General features: G+C 70.4%; 16 protein-coding genes. 10 read left to right on the plus strand and 6 right to left on the minus strand.

Annotation, left to right across the window (positions count from 1 at the left end):
- Positions 1–178: 178 nt before the first annotated feature.
- Both glsA and B7X32_RS08455 read left to right on the plus strand, forming a co-directional pair.
- Entirely contained in the window at positions 179–1,225 is a 1,047-nt protein-coding gene (gene glsA / locus B7X32_RS08450) for a glutaminase A (protein ID WP_292718515.1), read from the plus strand.
- The gene (locus B7X32_RS08455) at positions 1,222–2,862 is read left to right on the plus strand and encodes an MFS transporter (RefSeq protein ID WP_292718484.1); all 1,641 of its coding nucleotides are present in this window, start codon (positions 1,222–1,224) and stop codon (positions 2,860–2,862) included. The genes glsA and B7X32_RS08455 overlap by 4 nt, the downstream gene beginning before the upstream one ends.
- A gap of 233 nt (positions 2,863–3,095) precedes the next feature.
- Here the strand turns inward: B7X32_RS08455 and B7X32_RS08460 are convergent, their stop codons facing one another.
- The gene (locus B7X32_RS08460; RefSeq protein WP_292718486.1) at positions 3,096–3,752 is read right to left on the minus strand and encodes a histidine phosphatase family protein; all 657 of its coding nucleotides are present in this window, start codon (positions 3,750–3,752) and stop codon (positions 3,096–3,098) included.
- A gap of 124 nt (positions 3,753–3,876) precedes the next feature.
- Here B7X32_RS08460 and B7X32_RS08465 point away from each other — a divergent pair, with 124 nt between their 5' ends.
- From B7X32_RS08465 to B7X32_RS08475, 3 genes are read left to right on the plus strand one after another with little or no spacing between them, the layout of a single operon-like run.
- Complete coding sequence (locus B7X32_RS08465; protein WP_292718489.1) at positions 3,877–4,530, plus strand: PadR family transcriptional regulator; 654 nt, start codon at positions 3,877–3,879, stop codon at positions 4,528–4,530.
- A gap of 11 nt (positions 4,531–4,541) precedes the next feature.
- Complete coding sequence (locus B7X32_RS08470; protein WP_292718491.1) at positions 4,542–6,308, plus strand: sulfatase; 1,767 nt, start codon at positions 4,542–4,544, stop codon at positions 6,306–6,308.
- 56 nt (positions 6,309–6,364) lie between these two features.
- Positions 6,365–7,732: an MFS transporter gene (locus tag B7X32_RS08475; RefSeq protein ID WP_292718493.1), complete on the plus strand. Its 1,368-nt coding sequence runs from the start codon at positions 6,365–6,367 to the stop codon at positions 7,730–7,732.
- Between the two features lie 71 nt (positions 7,733–7,803).
- Here the strand turns inward: B7X32_RS08475 and B7X32_RS08480 are convergent, their stop codons facing one another.
- Positions 7,804–9,114 carry an MFS transporter gene (locus B7X32_RS08480; RefSeq protein WP_292718495.1) on the minus strand — a complete coding sequence of 437 codons (1,311 nt, stop codon included), beginning with the start codon at positions 9,112–9,114 and terminating at the stop codon, positions 7,804–7,806.
- A gap of 92 nt (positions 9,115–9,206) precedes the next feature.
- On the opposite strand from B7X32_RS08480, the gene B7X32_RS08485 reads away from it, so the two are divergent.
- Both B7X32_RS08485 and B7X32_RS08490 read left to right on the plus strand, forming a co-directional pair.
- Positions 9,207–9,812, plus strand: coding sequence for a TetR/AcrR family transcriptional regulator (locus B7X32_RS08485; protein WP_292718497.1), 606 nt, complete (start codon positions 9,207–9,209; stop codon positions 9,810–9,812).
- Between the two features lie 95 nt (positions 9,813–9,907).
- Positions 9,908–11,758: a sulfatase-like hydrolase/transferase gene (locus B7X32_RS08490; protein WP_292718499.1), complete on the plus strand. Its 1,851-nt coding sequence runs from the start codon at positions 9,908–9,910 to the stop codon at positions 11,756–11,758.
- A gap of 105 nt (positions 11,759–11,863) precedes the next feature.
- Here B7X32_RS08490 and B7X32_RS08495 read toward each other — a convergent pair whose 3' ends face one another.
- From B7X32_RS08495 to B7X32_RS08510, 4 genes are read right to left on the minus strand one after another with little or no spacing between them, the layout of a single operon-like run.
- Positions 11,864–12,205: a DUF202 domain-containing protein gene (locus B7X32_RS08495; RefSeq protein ID WP_292718501.1), complete on the minus strand. Its 342-nt coding sequence runs from the start codon at positions 12,203–12,205 to the stop codon at positions 11,864–11,866.
- The gene (locus B7X32_RS08500; protein WP_292718503.1) at positions 12,202–12,564 is read right to left on the minus strand and encodes a DUF202 domain-containing protein; all 363 of its coding nucleotides are present in this window, start codon (positions 12,562–12,564) and stop codon (positions 12,202–12,204) included. Before B7X32_RS08500 ends, B7X32_RS08495 begins: the two co-directional genes overlap by 4 nt.
- Positions 12,561–13,559 carry a formylglycine-generating enzyme family protein gene (locus B7X32_RS08505; protein ID WP_292718505.1) on the minus strand — a complete coding sequence of 333 codons (999 nt, stop codon included), beginning with the start codon at positions 13,557–13,559 and terminating at the stop codon, positions 12,561–12,563. Before B7X32_RS08505 ends, B7X32_RS08500 begins: the two co-directional genes overlap by 4 nt.
- A 46-nt stretch (positions 13,560–13,605) precedes the next feature.
- Positions 13,606–15,582, minus strand: a complete 1,977-nt coding sequence (locus tag B7X32_RS08510; protein ID WP_292718507.1) for a DUF2156 domain-containing protein — start codon at positions 15,580–15,582, stop codon at positions 13,606–13,608.
- Positions 15,583–15,733: 151 nt separating this feature from the next.
- Here B7X32_RS08510 and B7X32_RS08515 point away from each other — a divergent pair, with 151 nt between their 5' ends.
- From B7X32_RS08515 to B7X32_RS08525, 3 genes are all read left to right on the plus strand, one after another.
- On the plus strand, positions 15,734–16,396 hold the full coding sequence (locus B7X32_RS08515; protein ID WP_292718509.1) for a response regulator transcription factor: 663 nt from the start codon (positions 15,734–15,736) through the stop codon (positions 16,394–16,396).
- On the plus strand, positions 16,393–17,508 hold the full coding sequence (locus B7X32_RS08520) for a histidine kinase (RefSeq protein ID WP_292718511.1): 1,116 nt from the start codon (positions 16,393–16,395) through the stop codon (positions 17,506–17,508). Before B7X32_RS08515 ends, B7X32_RS08520 begins: the two co-directional genes overlap by 4 nt.
- A gap of 126 nt (positions 17,509–17,634) precedes the next feature.
- A partial coding sequence (locus tag B7X32_RS08525) for a DUF2076 family protein (RefSeq protein WP_292718513.1) occupies positions 17,635–17,994 on the plus strand: 360 nt, incomplete at its 3' end.

Here is a 17,994-nt window from a genome sequence, read left to right on the forward strand (position 1 = left end):
GGTGCGATCCCCGTGCCGCCCACACCCCCGCAGACGGCCCCGGACGTGTTCGGCGACTGAGACGCAACGCGCGAACAGCCTTCCCACCGGGGCATTTCCGCCACATCGACCGGGAGACGAGCCCCCCTGTCGCCGGACGGCACTCTGCGGAATACTGGTGCCGTCAGAGGGAGACGCCGTGTTCCAGGCCGATGTGACCGATGTCCCGCAGCTCAGCTCCACCGGCGCGCTGCCGCACGCCGCGCGCATCGATCAGCTGGTCGCCGACGCGCATGCACGCTATGCCGGCCACGACGACGGCGTCGTGGCCGACTACATCCCGATCCTCGCGGAAGCGGATCCGGCCTGGTTCGGACTCTCGGTGGTCGACGTCGACGGCGGCGCGCATGCCGTGGGCGACGTCGGCGTGGCGTTCTCGATCCAGTCGATCTCGAAGGCCTTCGTGTTCGCGCTGGCCGCGGACGAGATCGGCCACGACACGATCCGCGAGACCGTCGGCGTGAACAACACGGGGCTCGCGTTCAACTCCGTGGTGGCGGTCGAGCTCAACGACGGCAGCCCGATGAATCCGATGGTCAACGCCGGTGCGATCGCCACGACCGCGCTCGTCCCCGGCGCCCACGCCGACGAGCGCTGGCAGCGGATCCGCGACGGACTCAGCCGGTTCGCCGGGCGCCCGCTCGCCCTCGACGGCGAGGTGTACCGGTCGGAGTCGTTCACCAACCACCGCAACCACGCCCTCGCGCGCCTGCTGCAGAGCTACGACCGCCTCGCGATCGCGCCGGACGAGGCCGTCGACGTCTACACTCGGCAGTGCTCGCTCGCCGTCACCGCGCAGGATCTCGCGGCGATGGGCGCGACCCTCGCCGACGGCGGCGTGAACCCGCTCACCGGCGAGCGCGTGGTCTCCGCGGAGACCGCCCGCGACACGCTCTCCCTGCTCGCCTCGTGCGGGATGTACGAGCGCAGCGGCGAGTGGCTGTTCGAGATCGGCCTGCCGGCGAAGTCCGGCGTCTCCGGCGGCATCGTGGCCATCGCCCCCGGCAAGGGCGCCATCGGCGCCTTCTCCCCGCGCCTCGACGAGGCCGGCAACAGCGTGCGGGGGCAGCGCGCGTGCGCGTTCCTCTCCCGCGCCCTCGGCCTCAACCTCTTCGCCTCCGCACCCCGTGGCCCCCACGCCCCCGGCGCCGGAACGGATCCGACCGCAGTGAAGGAGTCCTCATGACCGACGTCACCTCCCCCGTCACCCCGCCCGTCGAGCAGCGGCGCTCCTGGGCGCCCATGATCGGGCTCTTCCTCGCCCAGGTGCTGATGTCGTTCAACGTCGCGGCCCTGCCGATCTCGCTGGGCGGGATGGTCAAGGACTTCGGCGTGCCTCCGACCACGGCCAGCTCGACCATCGTCGTGTACGGCCTGGCCGTCGCCGCCTTGGTGATGACCGGGGCCAAGCTCGGCCAGCGGATCGGCTGGGTGCTCATCTTCCGCATCGTGGTGGCCGTGTTCGCGCTCAGCAGCGTCCTGATGATCACGGCGACCTCGATCGGCTGGGCGATCGGCGGCCAGGTGCTCGCGGGCGCCTCCGCGGCGATCATCGTGCCCTCGCTCGTCGCGCTGATCGCGGAGAACTACCGCGGCGCGCAGCAGGCGACCGCGGTGGGCTCGCTCGGCTCCGCCCGTGCGTTCTCCGGCATCAGCGCGTTCCTCATCGGCGGCACGCTCGGCACCTTCGTCGGCTGGCGCCCGGTCTTCTTCATCACGCTCGCGCTCGCGATCGCGGTGTTCGCGCTGAGCTTCGGACTGCGCGGCGATCGCGGCGACCCCGCGATCCGGATCGACCTCGTGGCATCGGCGCTGATCGGCGCCGCGGTCGTGCTGCTCACCCTGGGCTTCAACAACCTCAACGCGTGGGGCATCCTGCTCGCCGAGCCCGGAGCGCCGTTCTCGGTGCTCGGTCTCTCCCCCGCACCGCTGTTCGTGGTGGTCGGCGTGATGTTCGGCCAGGCCTTCTTCCTGTGGACCCGGCGGCGCATGCGTCTCGGCAAGGTGCCGCTCGTCGATCTGAGCGTGCTGGGCAAGCGCTCGGAGCGCGCCGCGGTCTACGCGATGTTCATCATCGTGGCGATGGAGGCCGCGGTGAACTTCACCGTGCCGACCTACATCCAGGTGGTGCAGGGGCGGACGCCGTTCGACACCTCTCTGGCGATGATGCCTTTCAACCTCACCGTGTTCGTCACCGCGACCCTCATCGTGCGGTTCTACAAGCGCTTCGCCCCGCGCACCATCGCGCTGTTCTCCTTCACGCTGACCACCCTCGCCCTGATCTGGCTGTCCGTCGTCGTCACGAACAACTGGGAGACGTTCCCGACGATCCTCGGCCTCGTGGTCTTCGGCATCGGCCAGGGATCGCTCGTCACGCTGGTCTTCAACGTGCTCGTCACCGCGGCGCCGAAGACGCTCGCGGGCGATGTCGGATCCATCCGCGGCACGACGCAGAACCTCGCGAGCGCCGTCGGCACCGCCGTCATGGGGGCGCTCCTGGTGACCCTGCTCAGCATGGGCTTCACCCAGGCGGTCGCCGCGCACAAGGACCTGCCGCCGGAGATCATGACGCAGGTCGACCTCGACCAGGTGAACTTCCTCAGCAACGACGCGCTGAAGGCGAAGTTCGAGGAGACCGACGCGACCCCTGCGCAGATCGACGCTGCCGTGGCGATCAACGAGGAGCAGCGCCTGCGCACGCTGAGGCTCGGGTTCCTCGTGCTCGCCGGCATCAGCGCCATCGCCGCCCTCCCCGCGTCGCGCCTTCCGCGCTACCGCCCGGAGGAGATCCCCGCGCCCGACAACCTGCCGGAGGGAGCCTGACCCGCCGCGCCCGGTAGCCCCTCCCGGCGGGCGCGGTGCGTGCGCCGTCGACCGCCGATCGCAGGATGCCGACTCCATGTGCAGGAGCGAGAGCTCCGCTGCGGCCGAGCACGCGTCGAAGCCCGCGTGATCACAGGACACCCACGGCCACGGGTGCCCGTGCTCCTGCATTCGGGGACGGACTCCTGCATTCGGCGCAGATCGCGCCGGGGGTCCCCGCCTGCGGCGAGTGCTCAGGACTCGGAGGGCACCAGAGGCAGCTGCGGGCCGTGGTTCCACGCCAGGATCGCGGGCTGTTCGCGGGTGAAGCCGAGCACCGAGACGGATCCGGCGTCCAGCGTGATCGCGGCCCCGAACCTCGGTGCCTGGCGCAGGAACACCGCCGTCAGGATCCGCAGATAGTGGCCGTGCGCGATGAGCGCGACGTCGCCGTCGACCATCGCGGGCAGCACCCGGGTGAGCACGCGCGAGGCCCTCGCGGCGACCTCCTCGACCGTCTCCCCCGGGGTCTCGCCGCGGATCACGCCGTGCGTGAACGCGCTCCAGTTGTAGCCGAGCTCAGCGCGGATGTCCTTGGTCGTGCGCCCTTCGAACCCGCCGTAGTCCCACTCCACGAGCAGCGGATCGACATCGGCGTGCAGCCCCGCGAGCTCCGCCGTGCGGCGGGCGCGCTGCAGGGGCGAGGACAGCACGAGCCGGAAGTCGTATCCGGTCACAAGCGCCCCGGCCAGCCGGGCCAGCTCCTCACCGCGCGCGGTGAGCGGGATGTCGGTGCGCCCCGTGTGCCGGCCGCTGCGCGACCATTCGGTCTCGCCGTGCCGCAGGAGCACGAGCTTGCCCTGCGGGTTGTCGGGCGCGGGATGGTCGGGCAGGGGGTCGAGAGTCTCCACCTCGCCACCGTACGCCCTGGACCTCGGCGACCTTCGCAGCCGCCGACCCTTGACGCACCTATGACTCTTGTGTAATCCTCGGTCTGTCATCGCGAGGATGACACAAGAGTCATAGGTTGGATCAATGAAGCTCGAGCACCTCCTCCTCGGCCTGATCGGCGAGAAGCCGTCCACCGGCTACGAGATCAAGCGCTACCTCGACACGCACGGTCGCTTCCTGCGGTCGAACACGACGATGAGCCAGGTCTACCGCTCGCTTGCGGGCATGGTCGAGCGCGGCTGGGTCGTCTTCACCGTCGACGACCGTCCCGGCGCCCAAGACGCGAAGATCTACCGGATCACCCCCGAGGGGATGACCGTCCTCCTCGACTGGCTCACCGGTCCGTACAGCCCGCCGAGCCGCTTCCAGGATCCGGAGTTCGGCGCCCGCCTCAGTTTCGCGGGATTCATGACCCGGGAACAGCTCATCGACCTCATCGAGACCGAGCTCACCGCGCGCGAGGATCAGGTGGCGCGCTTCCGCCTCCGCGACCGCTCTCTGCAGGTCGCCCCCGGAGTCGAGTTCGACTACGAGTTCGCCGCCGCACTCAACGAGCGCCTGCACGTCTACGGCATGGCTGCGATCGACGCCTACATGGAGATGCTGCGCGACCTGCGCCGCGACCTGCTCGACGGCGTGATCGGATCCGCGCCGGCCGTCTCGGACCCCACCGCTTCCCACCCGGCCTCCTCGCAGCGGACCGTCGCCGAGGCCTCCGAGAGCGGGGCGGCCCGCTGATGCGCGCGATCATGGTCATGTTCGACAGCCTGAACCGGCACATGCTGCCGCCGTACGGCTCGGACGAGATCCACGCTCCGAACTTCCGCCGCCTCGCCGAGCGGACCGTGACGTTCGACCGCTTCTACGCCGGCTCCATGCCGTGCATGCCCGCCCGTCGCGAACTGCACACCGGACGGCACAACTTCCTGCACCGCTCCTGGGGGCCGCTCGAGCCCTGGGACGACTCGATGCCGGAGATGCTCGGCAAGGCGGGCGTGCACACGCACCTCGCGAGCGACCACCCGCATTACTGGGAGGACGGCGGCGCGACCTACCACACGCGATACACGACCTGGGAGTTCTTCCGCGGCCAGGAGGGCGACACGTGGAAGGCCGACGTCGCGGCGACGGGTCCGCTGACCGGCTTCAAGGACCGCCTGCAGCGACAGGACGCCATCAACCGCGGATACCTCGCCCGCGAGACCGATCATCCGCAGACGCGCACGTTCGACGCCGGGCTCGAGTTCCTCGCCACCAACGCGGACGCGGACAAGTGGTTCCTGCAGATCGAGTGCTTCGACCCGCACGAGCCCTTCTTCACGTACGAGGAGTACCGCCGCCTCTACCCCCATCGCTATGAGGGCCCCGAATTCGACTGGCCGCCCTACGCGAAGGTCACCGAACCCGAGGATCAGGTCGAGCACGCCCGCTACGAGTACAAGGCACTCGTTTCGATGTGCGACCGGTCGCTGGGCCGCGTGCTGGACTTCATGGACGAGCACGACATGTGGGACGACACCCTGCTGCTGGTGAACACCGATCACGGCTTCCTCCTCGGCGAGCACGGCTGGTGGGCGAAGAGCGTGCAGCCCTGGTTCGAGGAGCTCGTGCACCTGCCCGCTTTCCTCTGGGATCCGCGCACGGGCCTGGCCGGCACCCGCAACGACGACCTGGTCCAGACCATCGACATCGCGCCGACGCTGCTGGAGCTCTTCGGCGTCGCACCCACCGACGACATGCTGGGGATCGCGCTCCGCCCCGGCGGATCCGACGCCGCAGGCGGAACGGACGCTCCGCCTGCGCCCGCCCACGAGGGGGCGCTGTTCGGCATCCATGGAGGGCACGTCAACGTCACGGACGGGCGCTATGTCTACATGCGCGCCTGCGCGACGCCGCAGAACGCGCCGCTCGAGGAGTACACCCTCATGCCCACGCACATGCGGGGACGGTTCGCGCCCGCGGAGTTCGCCGGCGCCGAGCTCGCCGAGCCGTTCTCATTCATGAAGGGCGTGCGCCCGCTGCGGGTGCGCGGATCTGCGATGGTGAGCCCGTTCCTGCACGGCACGCTGCTGTTCGACCTGGAGGAGGATCCGCAGCAGCTGCATCCTCTCGACGATCCGGCGCTGGAGCTGCGGATGCTGCGTCTGCTCGCCCGGCTCCTGCGCGAGAACGACGCCCCGAAGAGCCAATACGCGCGGCTCGGGATCCCGGCGGACGCGGAGCCCGCCGAGGAGCACCTGCTCGTCGCCGCCCAGGCGGCACTCGCGACCGCCGCCGCGCAGCCGCTCCCCCCGCTCGGCGACTTCCCGGCCGGACGGTTCGGCCTCGGCACGCCGCTGCCCGAGCTGCTCTCCCATCCCCTCGCGCTCGAGGTGCTGCGGGGCGCGGTGCCGCAGCTCGTGCACACCGAGACGCTCGGCATGCTCGGCAGCACGTCGCTCTACCAGCTCGCAGCGATGATCGCTCTGCCCCCGGCGCTGCTGCACGGCGTCGCCCAGGAGCTCTCGGCCCTCTGACCCCCATCCGTTTCCCCCTCCCCACTCGAAGATCGACGATGATCCAGGAGACACCTATGTCCGCACCCGAATCCGCCCCTCCCGTCGCGCCGCCGGCCGGCACGCCCACATCGGTGATCCGTGCCGAGAAGGCGGCGCACGTCCCGCACCGCTGGCGCAACCTGTACACGCTGACCGGCATGCTCGTGGTCGATAGCACGGAGGGCGGTCTGACCGCGACGCTGTTCCCGACGATCGCGAAGGCGCTCGGCCTCGACAACGGCCATCTGGGCCTGCTCGCCGCCGCCGGGAAGATCATCTCGGTGCCGTTCGGACCCGCATGGGTCTGGATCTCGGGCAGGACGTCGCGTCGCACGGCGCTGGCGCTGAGCACGGCCCTGGCCGGAGCGTTCGGCATCGCTGCGGGCTTCTCGAACGACTTCCTGACCCTCTTGATCTTCAACACTCTGATGGCCGCGGCCCTCATCGGCGCGCAGCCGATCGCCAACGCCGTGGTCTCGGATCTCTTCGACGACAAGAACCGCGCCAGGGCGGTCGGCATCGTCTACGGCGCGGGCGCCGGCATCGGGGCGCTCCTCAGCCCGCTCATCGCACAGCTCTCGCACTTCGCCGACGGCTGGCGCTGGGGCATGTGGGCGCTCGGCGGCGTCTGCATCCTCGCCGGCGTCGCGATCCTCGCGCTCTTCAAGGACCCGGGCGTCGGCGCGGCGGAGAAGCAGCTGGCCGGACTCGACGCCGAGAAGCGCGCCGAGGTGAAGCCCACGTTCCGCAGCGTGATGTCGCTGTTCCGGATCCCCTCCTACGTCGTGATGATGGTCTCCCGCCTGCTCTCCGGGCATCTGCTGATCGGCGTCTTCGGCATCCAGTTCCTCGTCACGGTGCGCGGGTTCGACAACGCCACGGCCGCGATCGCGGCGCTCCCGTTCGGCATCGGCTACTTCCTCGGCACGCTCGGCGGCGGCTTCCTCGTCGGCGTCCTCGACCGCCGCGCGCCGCAGCGCGGCCGCGTCGCCTACATCCAGGCCGCGCAGGTGCTGTTCGCGGTCGTCGCGTTCTTCGGCACCCAGTTCGCCTACACCGGCATCGGCGTCTACGCGCTGATCTGGGGACTCATCGGCATCGCACAGGGCATGAACCCGGGCGTGAACCGGCCGATCATCATGGCCATCACCCTGCCCGAGCTGCGCGGCCAGGCCTTCGCGATCATGATCACGATCTTCGAGGCGATCGGCTGGGCCCTCTTCTCGATCGGCGCCGGCTTCCTCGCCAACGCCCTCGGTCTGCAGACGGTGTTCCTCTGGGTGCTCGTGATCCTCATGCTCGTGAACGCGGCTGTGCTCGGGATCCTCTACCGCACCTACCCACGGGATGTCAGGAGGGTCGCCGACGAGCTCGAGGCCCGCCGGCTCGCGCTCACGTCCTGACCCCTGCATCCCCTGGTTGCACGACGAAGCGGCCCGCCCCTCTCGGAGGCGGGCCGCTTCGTCGTGGGCGGTCAGCGCACCGAGCGGATGAACTGGTTGATGATCGCGCCGATGATCGCGACGACCGCCCCGCCGATGAAGAGCGCCGCGTAGTTGTCGCCGCCGCCGATCATCAGGAACAGCGGCGCCGTGACCGGGACGAGCGTCTGCGGCAGCACGTTCGCGAGGTGCAGCACGCCCATGTCCTTCGCGACATCGCCGCGGGAGGGCAGCACCTCGGCGATGAGCGCCTGATCCACCGCGAGATAGGCGCCGAGCGCGAGTCCGGCGACGACCGCGGCGATCACGAACACCGCGAACGAGGGGGCCATCGCTGCGACGATGTGCGCCACGGCGACGATGATCGCCGAGAGCAGCACGAACATCTTGCGCCGCCCCAGCCGATCGGACAGCCGCCCGAGGAGGATGCTCGTGGGGATCGTCGTCGCGGCCCCGATGAGGGTGAGCAGGAGCACTGCCTGGCCCACGTTCGCCTGCGTGAAGCCGAAGCGATCGAGCAAGAAGTAGAGCTGGTAGTTGGCGAGTGTCATGTTGCCGAACGTGACGAGCAGGCGGGAGACCCAGGCGAGGGCGAAGTCGGGGGCCTTGCGCGGGCTGGTCCAGAAGGCCTTCAGGAACAGCAGCAGGTCGAACGGCGCGACGTCCTCGCGACGGAGCCGACGATCTTTCAGCACGAACAGGAACACGGACACGAGCACGAGCAGCGCGACGCCCGGGATCAGGATCGCAGCGGTGAGATCGGGCAGGAACGCCTGTGCGAGGAAGGCGCCCGCGACGCCGGCGATGACCTGCGTGATCCCGATCAGGCCGGAGACCCGGCCGAGCTGGCGCCGCGGCACCTGGTCGGGGATGACGGGGTTGAGCCCGGCGAGCAGGATGTTGAACGTCAGCTGGGTGAGCGCCCACGCGCCGACCAGCATCGGGATGTTCGAGGCGAACGCGAGCCCGATGAGACTTGCCGCTCCCGTCACCATCCCGCCCAGGATCCAGGGGCGGCGCATGCCGAACCGGCTCGAGGTGCGATCGCTCAGCGCGCCGAAGATGTTCTGCGCGACGAGGGCGACGAAGGCGCCCACCCCCAGCACGAGGGACAGGCTCGTGGCCTTGCCAGCGGGATCGATCTGATTCACCTTGAGCGCGAGGGTGATGCCGGTGGCGGGCAGAAGAGCGGTCCAGGTGCCGAGGAAGGCGAAGAACAGTGAGGTCTGAAAGCCGGGGGTCACGAGTCGTTCCGGCGCGGCGGGCGGCAACGGATCTGCCGTCACGGGGGCCGTCGCGGCCATCGGCTCGAGGGGTGCGGCATCGGTGCGGTGTTCGTCCACGGCGGTGTGGCCTTTCTCTGGCGGGTGATCCATATTTACCGAGTAGTCAGTAGATAGCACAAGACCCCGCCCGAAATCGATACGATCAGGACATGACGGATCAGTCGACGCCGACCCGGCGCACCAGGGCAGCCCGCCTCAACCCGGAGGAGCGCCGCGCCCAGATCCTGGACGCCGCCGTCGCCGTGTTCGGGCGCCAGGGCTACCGGCAGGGATCGCTCAAGACGGTCGCCGACGAGATCGGGCTCACGATCCAGGGCCTGCTGCACTACTTCCCCACCAAGGAGGAGCTGCTGCTGGCGGCGCTCGAGCGTCGCAACGAGGCGGACCAGGAGGCTCTCGACGCGGCCTACGAGAGCGGCGGGATGCTCGAGTCCTGCCGGCACATCCTGCGCCGCAACCTCGAGCGCCCCGGTTTCATGCGGCTGTTCGTGACCCTCGCCGCGGAAGCGACGGATCCCGAGCATCCCGCCCACGACTACTTCCTGCGCCGTTACCGCGGCGCAGTGGTGCAGTTCAAGGACTACCTGCGCCGCGATGTCCGCGCCGGGCGGCTCGTCCAGGGCCTCGACGTCGAGGACGTCGCGTCTCAGGTCATCGCCCTCATGGACGGGCTGCAGCTGCAGTATCTGCTGCGGCCGGGCTTCGACCTCATCGCGGCGTTCGACGCGGCCGTCGCGCCCCTCGTCGAGGACTGAGGCCGGACGGCGACACCCGAAGATCCCCATGGCTGGCCGGATCGGATCCACTCTGTTATAACTACTGATTACTCGGTAGTTAGAAAGAGGTCGACGTGGACTCGGAAAAGCGCCCCAATGTGCTCTGGATCGTCTCGGAGGACTGCCCGCCGTGGTTCGGCTGCTACGGCGACCGGCTCGCCGTCACGCCCGCGATCGACGCCCTCGCGGATCGCGGGGTCGTGTTCACCGCGGCGAGCTCGCCCGCACCGGTCTGCGCCCCCTCCCGGTTCGGCCTGCTCACCGGCATCGCTCCCGAGAGCCATTCCCCCGCCGATCGGATGCGGTCGGCAGCGGCGGTGCCGGACTGGATGACCACCTATCCCGAGCTCTTCCGCGACGCCGGCTACTACTGCACCAACAACGCCAAGACCGACTACAACGCCGCCTTCGATCCCGACGCGATCTGGGCGGAGACCTCGGCGACGGCGCACTGGCGCAATCGCCCTGAGGGCGCGCCGTTCGTCGCTGTGTTCAATTTCGACGCCTCGCACGAGTCCTCGGTGTTCGACGAGGACTCGCCGTTCATGGCGGCGCTCGCGCCGTTCCTCGCCCAGATGGACCGGAAGCCCTTCGCACCCGCCGTCCCCCTCGACGCCGTCGAAGTCCCGCCCTATCTGCCGGACGATCCCGCCGTGCGTCGCGACTTCTCCGTCTACTACTCCGCCGTCGCCGCCTACGACGCCTTCGTCGCGGACCTGCTCGGCCAGCTCGAGGAGGACGGCCTCGCCGAAGACACCATCGTGCTGCTGACCTCCGACCACGGCGGGGTCATGCCGCGCAGCAAGCGGTTCCTCTACGAGGAGGGGGTGCACGTCCCTCTCGTCATCTCCACGCCCGAACGACTCGGCGCGCCCCTGGGCGAACCAGGCACGCGCGTGGCTTCGCCGGTGTCGACGCTGGCGATCGCCCCCACCCTGCTCGATCTGGCCGGCCTCGACGTCCCCGCCCACATGGGTGCCGAGCCGCTGACGCGCGTCCTGCCCGCGCACGCCTACAGCGCGCGCAACCGCATGGACGAGCGCTATCAGCTGGCGCGCACGGTGCGCAGCGGACGCTATCGCTACATCCGCAACTACACGCCGCACCGCCCGCATCTGCAGCATCAGGCGTTCGCGTGGAACGCGGCGGGCTACCGCGCGTGGGAGCGAGCACATCTCGACGGCCGGCTCGACGCCGCGCAGGAGCGCTGGTGGCAGCCCACCCCCGGGGCAGAGCTGTACGACCTCGAGAGCGATCCCCATGAGGTCGTCAATCTTGCCGGATCCACGGCGCACGCCGACGTCGAGTCCGAGCTGCGCGGCGCGCTGCGCACGCATATCCTCGCCGTGCACGATAACGGCTTCCTCGCCGAGGACTCCCCCGCGCAGGGCTGGGACAAGAGCCGCGCGCCAGGCGCCTATCCGCTCGAGCGCGTGCTCGCCCTCGCCGACCGCGGCGCCGATCGGGACGCCTCGGCCGTCGAGGACTTCCTCGCCGCCCTGGCGGATCGGGATCCGACCGTGCGCCGATGGGGCGCGATCGGCCTGCTCGCCCTCGCTCCCGATCGTGCCGTCGGACCCGCCGCCGAAGGCCTGCGCCGGGCGATCGAGGATCCGGACGCCTCCGTCGCGACCCCCGCCGCCGAGGCACTCGCCCGGATCACCGGCGACGAGGCGGCCTACCGCACGCTCGCCGGGATCCTCCTCGACCACGACAGCGTGTGGTCACGGCTCGAGGCCGCGAACGCCCTGACCTTCCTGGAGCTCGATCGCGTGCGCCCCTACCGCGACGCCGTCGAGGCCGCGGCCGCCAGCGGGCACGAGTATCTGGGGAGCGCCGCCCGGTACCTGCTCTTCCAGCTCGACGGGACCTACACACCGGAATCCGCGGTGTTCGATGTGAGCGCGATCCTCTCGGCGCGCTGACCCGCGCGATCGTCCGGGCGCTGCGCCCACAGGCACCCCGGGTCGCCCTTCTCATCCAGGGCGGCACGGGGTGTTCGCCGTTCCGCGAGCGCCCGAGGGCGGCCCTCAGCCCCGGCCGAGCACGAACAGCAGGCAGAGCACTCCGACGAGGAGCGTCGCCCCGGTCAGCGCGGCGACCGGCCAGCCGGAGCGCAGCACGACCGGTTCGGTCGAGGTGAGCGCCCGGTGCTGACGCCGGTAGCGCCGGTGCGAGCCGACCAGCACCACGAGTGCGAGGGCGAGGCCCGCGAAGCCCAGCGCGAGCGCCGCCCCGCCGATCACCGACGGCAGGATCCGCATGATGACCACGGATCCTCCGGCGAGCGCGAGCGCCGTGCGCCGCCACGCCAGGGCGGTGCGCTCGGGTTGCAAGCCGGGGTCGAAGACCCGCTCTGGTTCGCCGGTCACGCCAGCAGCACCCCGAGCAGCACGAGGATCCCGGTCGCGACGACCACGAGTGCGAGCGGGATCGCGATCCACGGCGGCCCCAGCGGGGTCGACTCCCGCAGCGAGCGCTCGGTGCGCATCCAGCCCAGCCACGCCTGCACAGGAGTCAGCAGCCCCGCCACGATGAGCAGGATCGACGCCGCGTGCCGGAATCCGGGATGCATGCCCAGGCCCAGGGCCTCGAGCGCGACACCGCCCGCCAGCAGGGCGAGGGAGGTGCGGATCCAGGCCAGGAACGTGCGCTCGTTCGCGAGCGTGAACCGCGCGTCCGGCTCCTCGCCGCGGTCGTAGACGCGCCGGGGGAAGCGGCTGGTGCTCATGCGTTCTCCGTTCGGAGCGAGACGGTGCGGAATCCGGCGTTGCCCATCGACGAATCGGGCGTGTTCGAGCTGCGCGCGGAGTTGCGGTAGCGGTTGCAGTACGAGATGTGGCACAGGTAGCTGCCGCCGCGCAGCACCCGCGCCGTGCCGAGCGACGGACCCCGCGGATCCGCCTCGGCGGAGCGCTCGTACGCGCGCGGGTCGAACCAGTCCGCGCACCATTCCCACACGTTGCCGACCAGCTGGAACAGGCCGTAGCCGTTGGCGGCGAAGGCGCGCACCGGAGCCGTCGTCAGCCACCCGTCCTCGAGGGTGTTCTCGCGCGGGAACGAACCCTGCCAGATGTTCGTGCGCCACCCGCCGTCGTCCGGCTCCTCGTCGCCCCACGGGTACTTCGCCCCGTCCCGTCCACCACGGGCGGCGTACTCCCACTCGGCTTCGGTGGGCAGCCGGCGGCCGGCCCAGGCGCAGTAGGCCTCGGCGTCGTTCCAGCTCACGTGCACGACGGGGTGGTCGGCGAGCCCGTCCAGATCCGAGCGGGATCCGCCGGGGTGCGCCCAGTCCGCACCGCGCACGCCGTACCACCACGGGGTGCCGGCGGCGGGGCCCATGACGTCGGCGTCGGGCGCGCTCACGGCCAGGTGGAACACGGCGGAGAAGCCGAAGGCCTCCGCCTCGGTGCGGTACCCGGTGGCCTCGACGAAGCGGGCGAAGTCGGCGTTCGTGACGGTGGTCGCATCGATCTCGAACCCTTCGAGCTCCACCCGGTGCAGGGGCGTCTCGCCGTCGCCCCGGTTCTCGTCGCCCGAGGAGTCGCCCATGACGAAGGATCCGGCCGGGATCCTCGCCTGCGCGATCGCGTGCCGGCCGACGGCGACTCCCCCGTCCGCCTCCCGCGCGCCGAGCAGCGGAAGCGCCGTGCGCCCGCCGGACAGCACGTCGCGCGGCGGTGCGCCGCACGCGCAGTCGGGACCGCAGGAGGTCGATTCACCCATGGGATCCATCTTCCTCGCTGTCACGCCCGCGGGCGAAACCGGCGCGTCAGGTCGGGATCCGCAATGCGCGCACGACATGCGTCAGCGTGAGCGTCGGCACATAGGTGCGCAGGAGCGCGGGTCCGATCCTGGGCAGCTGGAGCGGCTGCGGATAGCTCATCCACAGCGGTTCATGCCGCGCCCCGAACTTCGCCTTGAAGCGTTCGAGGGACGCGAATCCGTAGCTGGGTTCCAGGAGGCGGGACATCTGGCGGGACACCCAGCCGACCTCCTGCCCCTCGTGCGGGGCCAGCGGAGTCCCGGAGAGGCCGATCCTCTGCAGTCCGTCCTCCGATGCCCGCCGGACCGTCGAGACGATCGCGAACTCCATCGCGCCCGGCATCGCCTTGCGATCGCGACGCATGACATCGAGCGTCCATCCGATGAGTTCGCCGTCTCGATGAAGGGGAAGCCAGCTCGTCACGACCTGGACGTGACCGTCCGCTCCGACGACGAGCATCAGGCGCACCGCGGGATCGGTCAGCTCTGCGAGCCCGCCCAGGGTGAAGCCCATCTCGGGCAGGCGCTTGCCGTCGGCCCAGGCGGAGCAGAGCGCATCGATCTGGGAACGGGTCGCAGGCGCGCTGTCCGCGTAGGAGGTCCACACCGCCGAGAGCCCCTCGCGATCGGCCCGGTTGACGGCGGTGCGAAGATCCTGCCTGCGCCGGCCGCTGAGCGTGAAGCCGTCCACGTCGAGAACCGCGTCCGTGCCGACCGCGATGCGCGCCCAGCCCTGGCTGTGCAGGGCCGTCGCCGACTCGTCATGGATGCTGTAGAACACCGGCGTCCACCCCCGCGAATCGCAGAACTCCGCGAACGAACGCAGAGCCCTGGGCCGGTAGTCGGAGATCGGATCCCCGACGGTGAAGGCGATGCCGTCGCGGACGCGGTAGGCGACCGCCGCCCCATCGTCTCCGAACCACAGCGAGTTGCCCGCCCAGGTGGCCATGTGCGCGAACGTCGAGTCTCCCGACTGCTTCAGTGCCACCTGCAGCCGTCGGCGGTCCAGATCCGTTGCGGGCGGAGCCGGCCGACGGATGACCTTGCGCGCTCCGAGCGCCAGGAGCAGAGCAGCCAGAGCGGGCAGACCGCCCGACAGCAGCAGCACGAGCTGCCATTCGGCTTCGGCTCCCGTGATCCCCTGCCAGACGAGCCCGCCGTCGAGGATCGGACGCACGATCAACTCGATCACCGTGACCGCCGCGACCGCGGCGAGAGCAGCGCCGCCGAGGACGACGCCGAGCATCCGGCCCCGCATGATGAGCGCCGCGCTCACGGCGAGCAGCAGAGCCGCCACCGGTGCCGCGCTCGCGTCGACGACGGCGCCCGTCCAGGCCAGCACTCCCGTGGCGTTGGGCAGGATCGACCCCAGCGCCAGCGCGCTCGCGACGACCACCAGCACCGCGGCCATGGCGCTGCGCCAGCGCGTCTGCACGCTCGGCCTCCAGTCCGCGCCGGGAACCACCGGATGGCCGATCATCGCGACCACTCCTGCGGCGAGCACGGCGAAGACCCGCGCCACATCGGACGCATGCCCGGACAGGAGCAGCAGCGTGACGACACCCGTTCCGACGATCCAGCGCAGGGTCCGTCGCGTCGCCGGCCTGAGCCGGCTGGAGACGGCGAACAGCAATGCCGTGCTCGTCACCGACGGCGTCCAGGCCTGATAGCGCAGGGCCTCCTGAGACAGGGGCTCCCCGAGGACGGCGGCCGCCGAGAGCACGCCCCACGCTGCCACGACACCGGCGGCCGTCGCCGCCGCGGCGACGCTGAGGGCCCATCGGCTGCTCACCATCCGCTCCGCCACCGCGACCGACGCGAGAAGCAGGATCCAGGAGAGCACGCTGTAGTGCGCGCCTTCCAACTCCACCTCGCTCGCCCAGGTGGCTCTGGCGACCGCCGCGCCCAGCGCCGCGGCGGCGAGAGCCAGCGACAGCGGGTAGCGCAGGGAGCTCCTGGCGAGACGAGACAGAACGTGGCGCATGACACCAGTCCATCGAGTACCCGACCGGGAGTCGTCACCCGATCGGCGTATCCGCATCCGTCGATCGGCGGGGATCCTGTCCATCGGGAGGCGGTGATCGGGCGCGGACGCTCGCTTTGCCCTAGCGTTCTCTGGGAGGAAGGAGGAACCCATGATCCGTGTCGTGATCGTCGACGACGAGGCTCTCGTCCGCACAGGATTCTCGATGATCCTGAACGCCACCGACGACATCCGCGTCGTCGGCACCGCGTCCGGCATCGAAGCCCTTGATGTGATCAAGTCGGAGAAGCCCGATGTGCTCCTGCTCGACATCAGAATGCCCCAGGTCGACGGGCTGACGTTGCTGAGCATCGTCTCGACCCTGCCCGAGCGCCCCGCCGTGGCGATGCTCACGACCTTCGATGCCGACGAGTACATCATGACCGCCCTCGGCTCAGGCGCCTCCGGATTCCTCCTGAAGGACACCGAGCCCGAGCAGCTCGGCCAGTACGTGCGGGCACTGGCCGCGGGAGGGATCGTGCTGTCCTCGCGAGCCTCCCGCCCCCTGCTGAACGCGCGCGCCGGTCTGACGACCGCTCTCGACGAGGAGGCCGAGCGCGTCTCGATGCTGACCGATCGTGAGAGACAGGTCCTGATGCTCGTCGCCGAGGGCCTGTCGAACGCCGACATCGGCGCGCGCCTCTACCTCGGTGCCGGAACCGTCAAGGACCATGTCAGCGCCATCCTCGCCAAGCTGGGCGTCACGAGCCGGGTGCAGGCAGCCCTCGCCGCGCAGCGCGCGGGCCTGCTCGACGAAAGGCTCCCGGAGCAGTGAACCGTCTCGTGGCGATCTGGCAGCGCGTACCTCCCTGGGTGACGGACATCCTCGCCGTCGCCATCGCCGCCGCCGACTCCGTCCTCTACTACTACGGGCAGGGGGAGCTCGCCATCGGCGCGAGTGCTCTCGGCTGCGCGGCTCTGCTGATCCGCCGTCGGTGGCCCCTGATCGCGTTCGCGCTGACCCTGCCTGCCGCGCTCATCGCGAACATCCTCGTCGCACCGATCATCGCCCTGCTCGCGCTCTCGAGCCGAACCCGCCGGCGATGGCTGCTCTTCATCTGCGGCGCGCTGTTCGCCGCCGCCGAAGCCATCGGCTGGCCGCTCACGAACCTTTTCACGAACGACCAGAACTGGACGGCCGTGACCTTCGTCTATCAGCTCGCCACCGCCGCTGCCCCGATCCTGCTGGGACAGTTGACGCTGGCGGCGTCGGATCTTCGGGCCAGGATCGCCGAGATCGAGGCGACCAAGCAGCATGAACGCGAACTGTATGCGCAGAGCCTGCTCACGCAGGAGCGCAACCAGCTCGCCCGGGAGATGCACGACGTGGTCTCGCACCAGGTCAGCCTCATCTCGGTGCAGGCCGGCGCTCTTCAAGTGACGGCCGCTGATCCGGAGGTGCGCGGCGCGGCGAGCTCGATCCGGGCGATGGCCGCGACGACGCTCGACGAACTGCGCTCGATGGTGACGCTGCTGCGGGCTGCGGGCACGCGCAGTCCCGGTCTGGCTCCCCAGCCCACCATCGCCGACCTGGCAGACCTCGTCGCAGCGAGCGGCCTGCCCGTGACCACCACCGGGGAGCTGCCGCGCGATCTGCCGTCTGCCGCGCAGCGCGCCGTTTTCCGAACGGTCCAGGAAGCGCTGACGAACGTCCGCAAGCACGCGCCCGGATCCGCGATCCGCGTGCAGCTGTGGTCGGAAGACAGATCCTGCGGAGTCGTCATCGGCAATTCCCGCCCCTCCGAGCCTCCGCTGGATCTTCCCAGCGCCCGGCTCGGGCTCTTGGGCCTCAGAGAGCGCGCGGAGCTGCTCGGCGGAGTCCTCGTCGCCGGGACCGCCGGGGACGGGTTCGAGGTGCGTCTCACTCTTCCCCGCTCCCCCGCCTGACCCGCCGACCGGGCGCGCTCTTCCCACCACCCGGCGGATCCGTTCTCCCGTCCCTGCGCACAGCATGGGGATGTCGACACGACCGACGTCGATGAACGATCCATCGCCGTGAGAAAGGGAACCCCCATGCAGACCTCCGATGCGCGCCTGATCATCGATCTTGCGGACTCCGTCCGCAATGCGGCCCCCATCCAGAAGGATCCCGAGGCCGCGCAGCTGATCTCTCAGCTGGTCGGCTCTCAGCCCGACGCCCTCTACTTCCTCGTGCAGACGGTCCTGCTCCAGAAGGAGGCACTCGCAGCGCAGCAGACTCAGACCACCCCTGCGACAGGGACTTCCCCTGCCGCACCCGCGGCGGGCCCCGCCCCTGTCCAGCCCGAAGAACAGCGCGGACGATGGGGCGGGCTGTTCGGTTCGCGTCGGCCGTCCGGCTCGGCGGAGAGCGGGTCTTCGGGAGGCAGTTTCCTCAAGACGGCCGCGGCGGGA

Origin of the sequence: Microbacterium sp. 13-71-7 (assembly GCF_002257455.1) — a bacterium.
GTDB lineage: Bacteria > Actinomycetota > Actinomycetes > Actinomycetales > Microbacteriaceae > Microbacterium.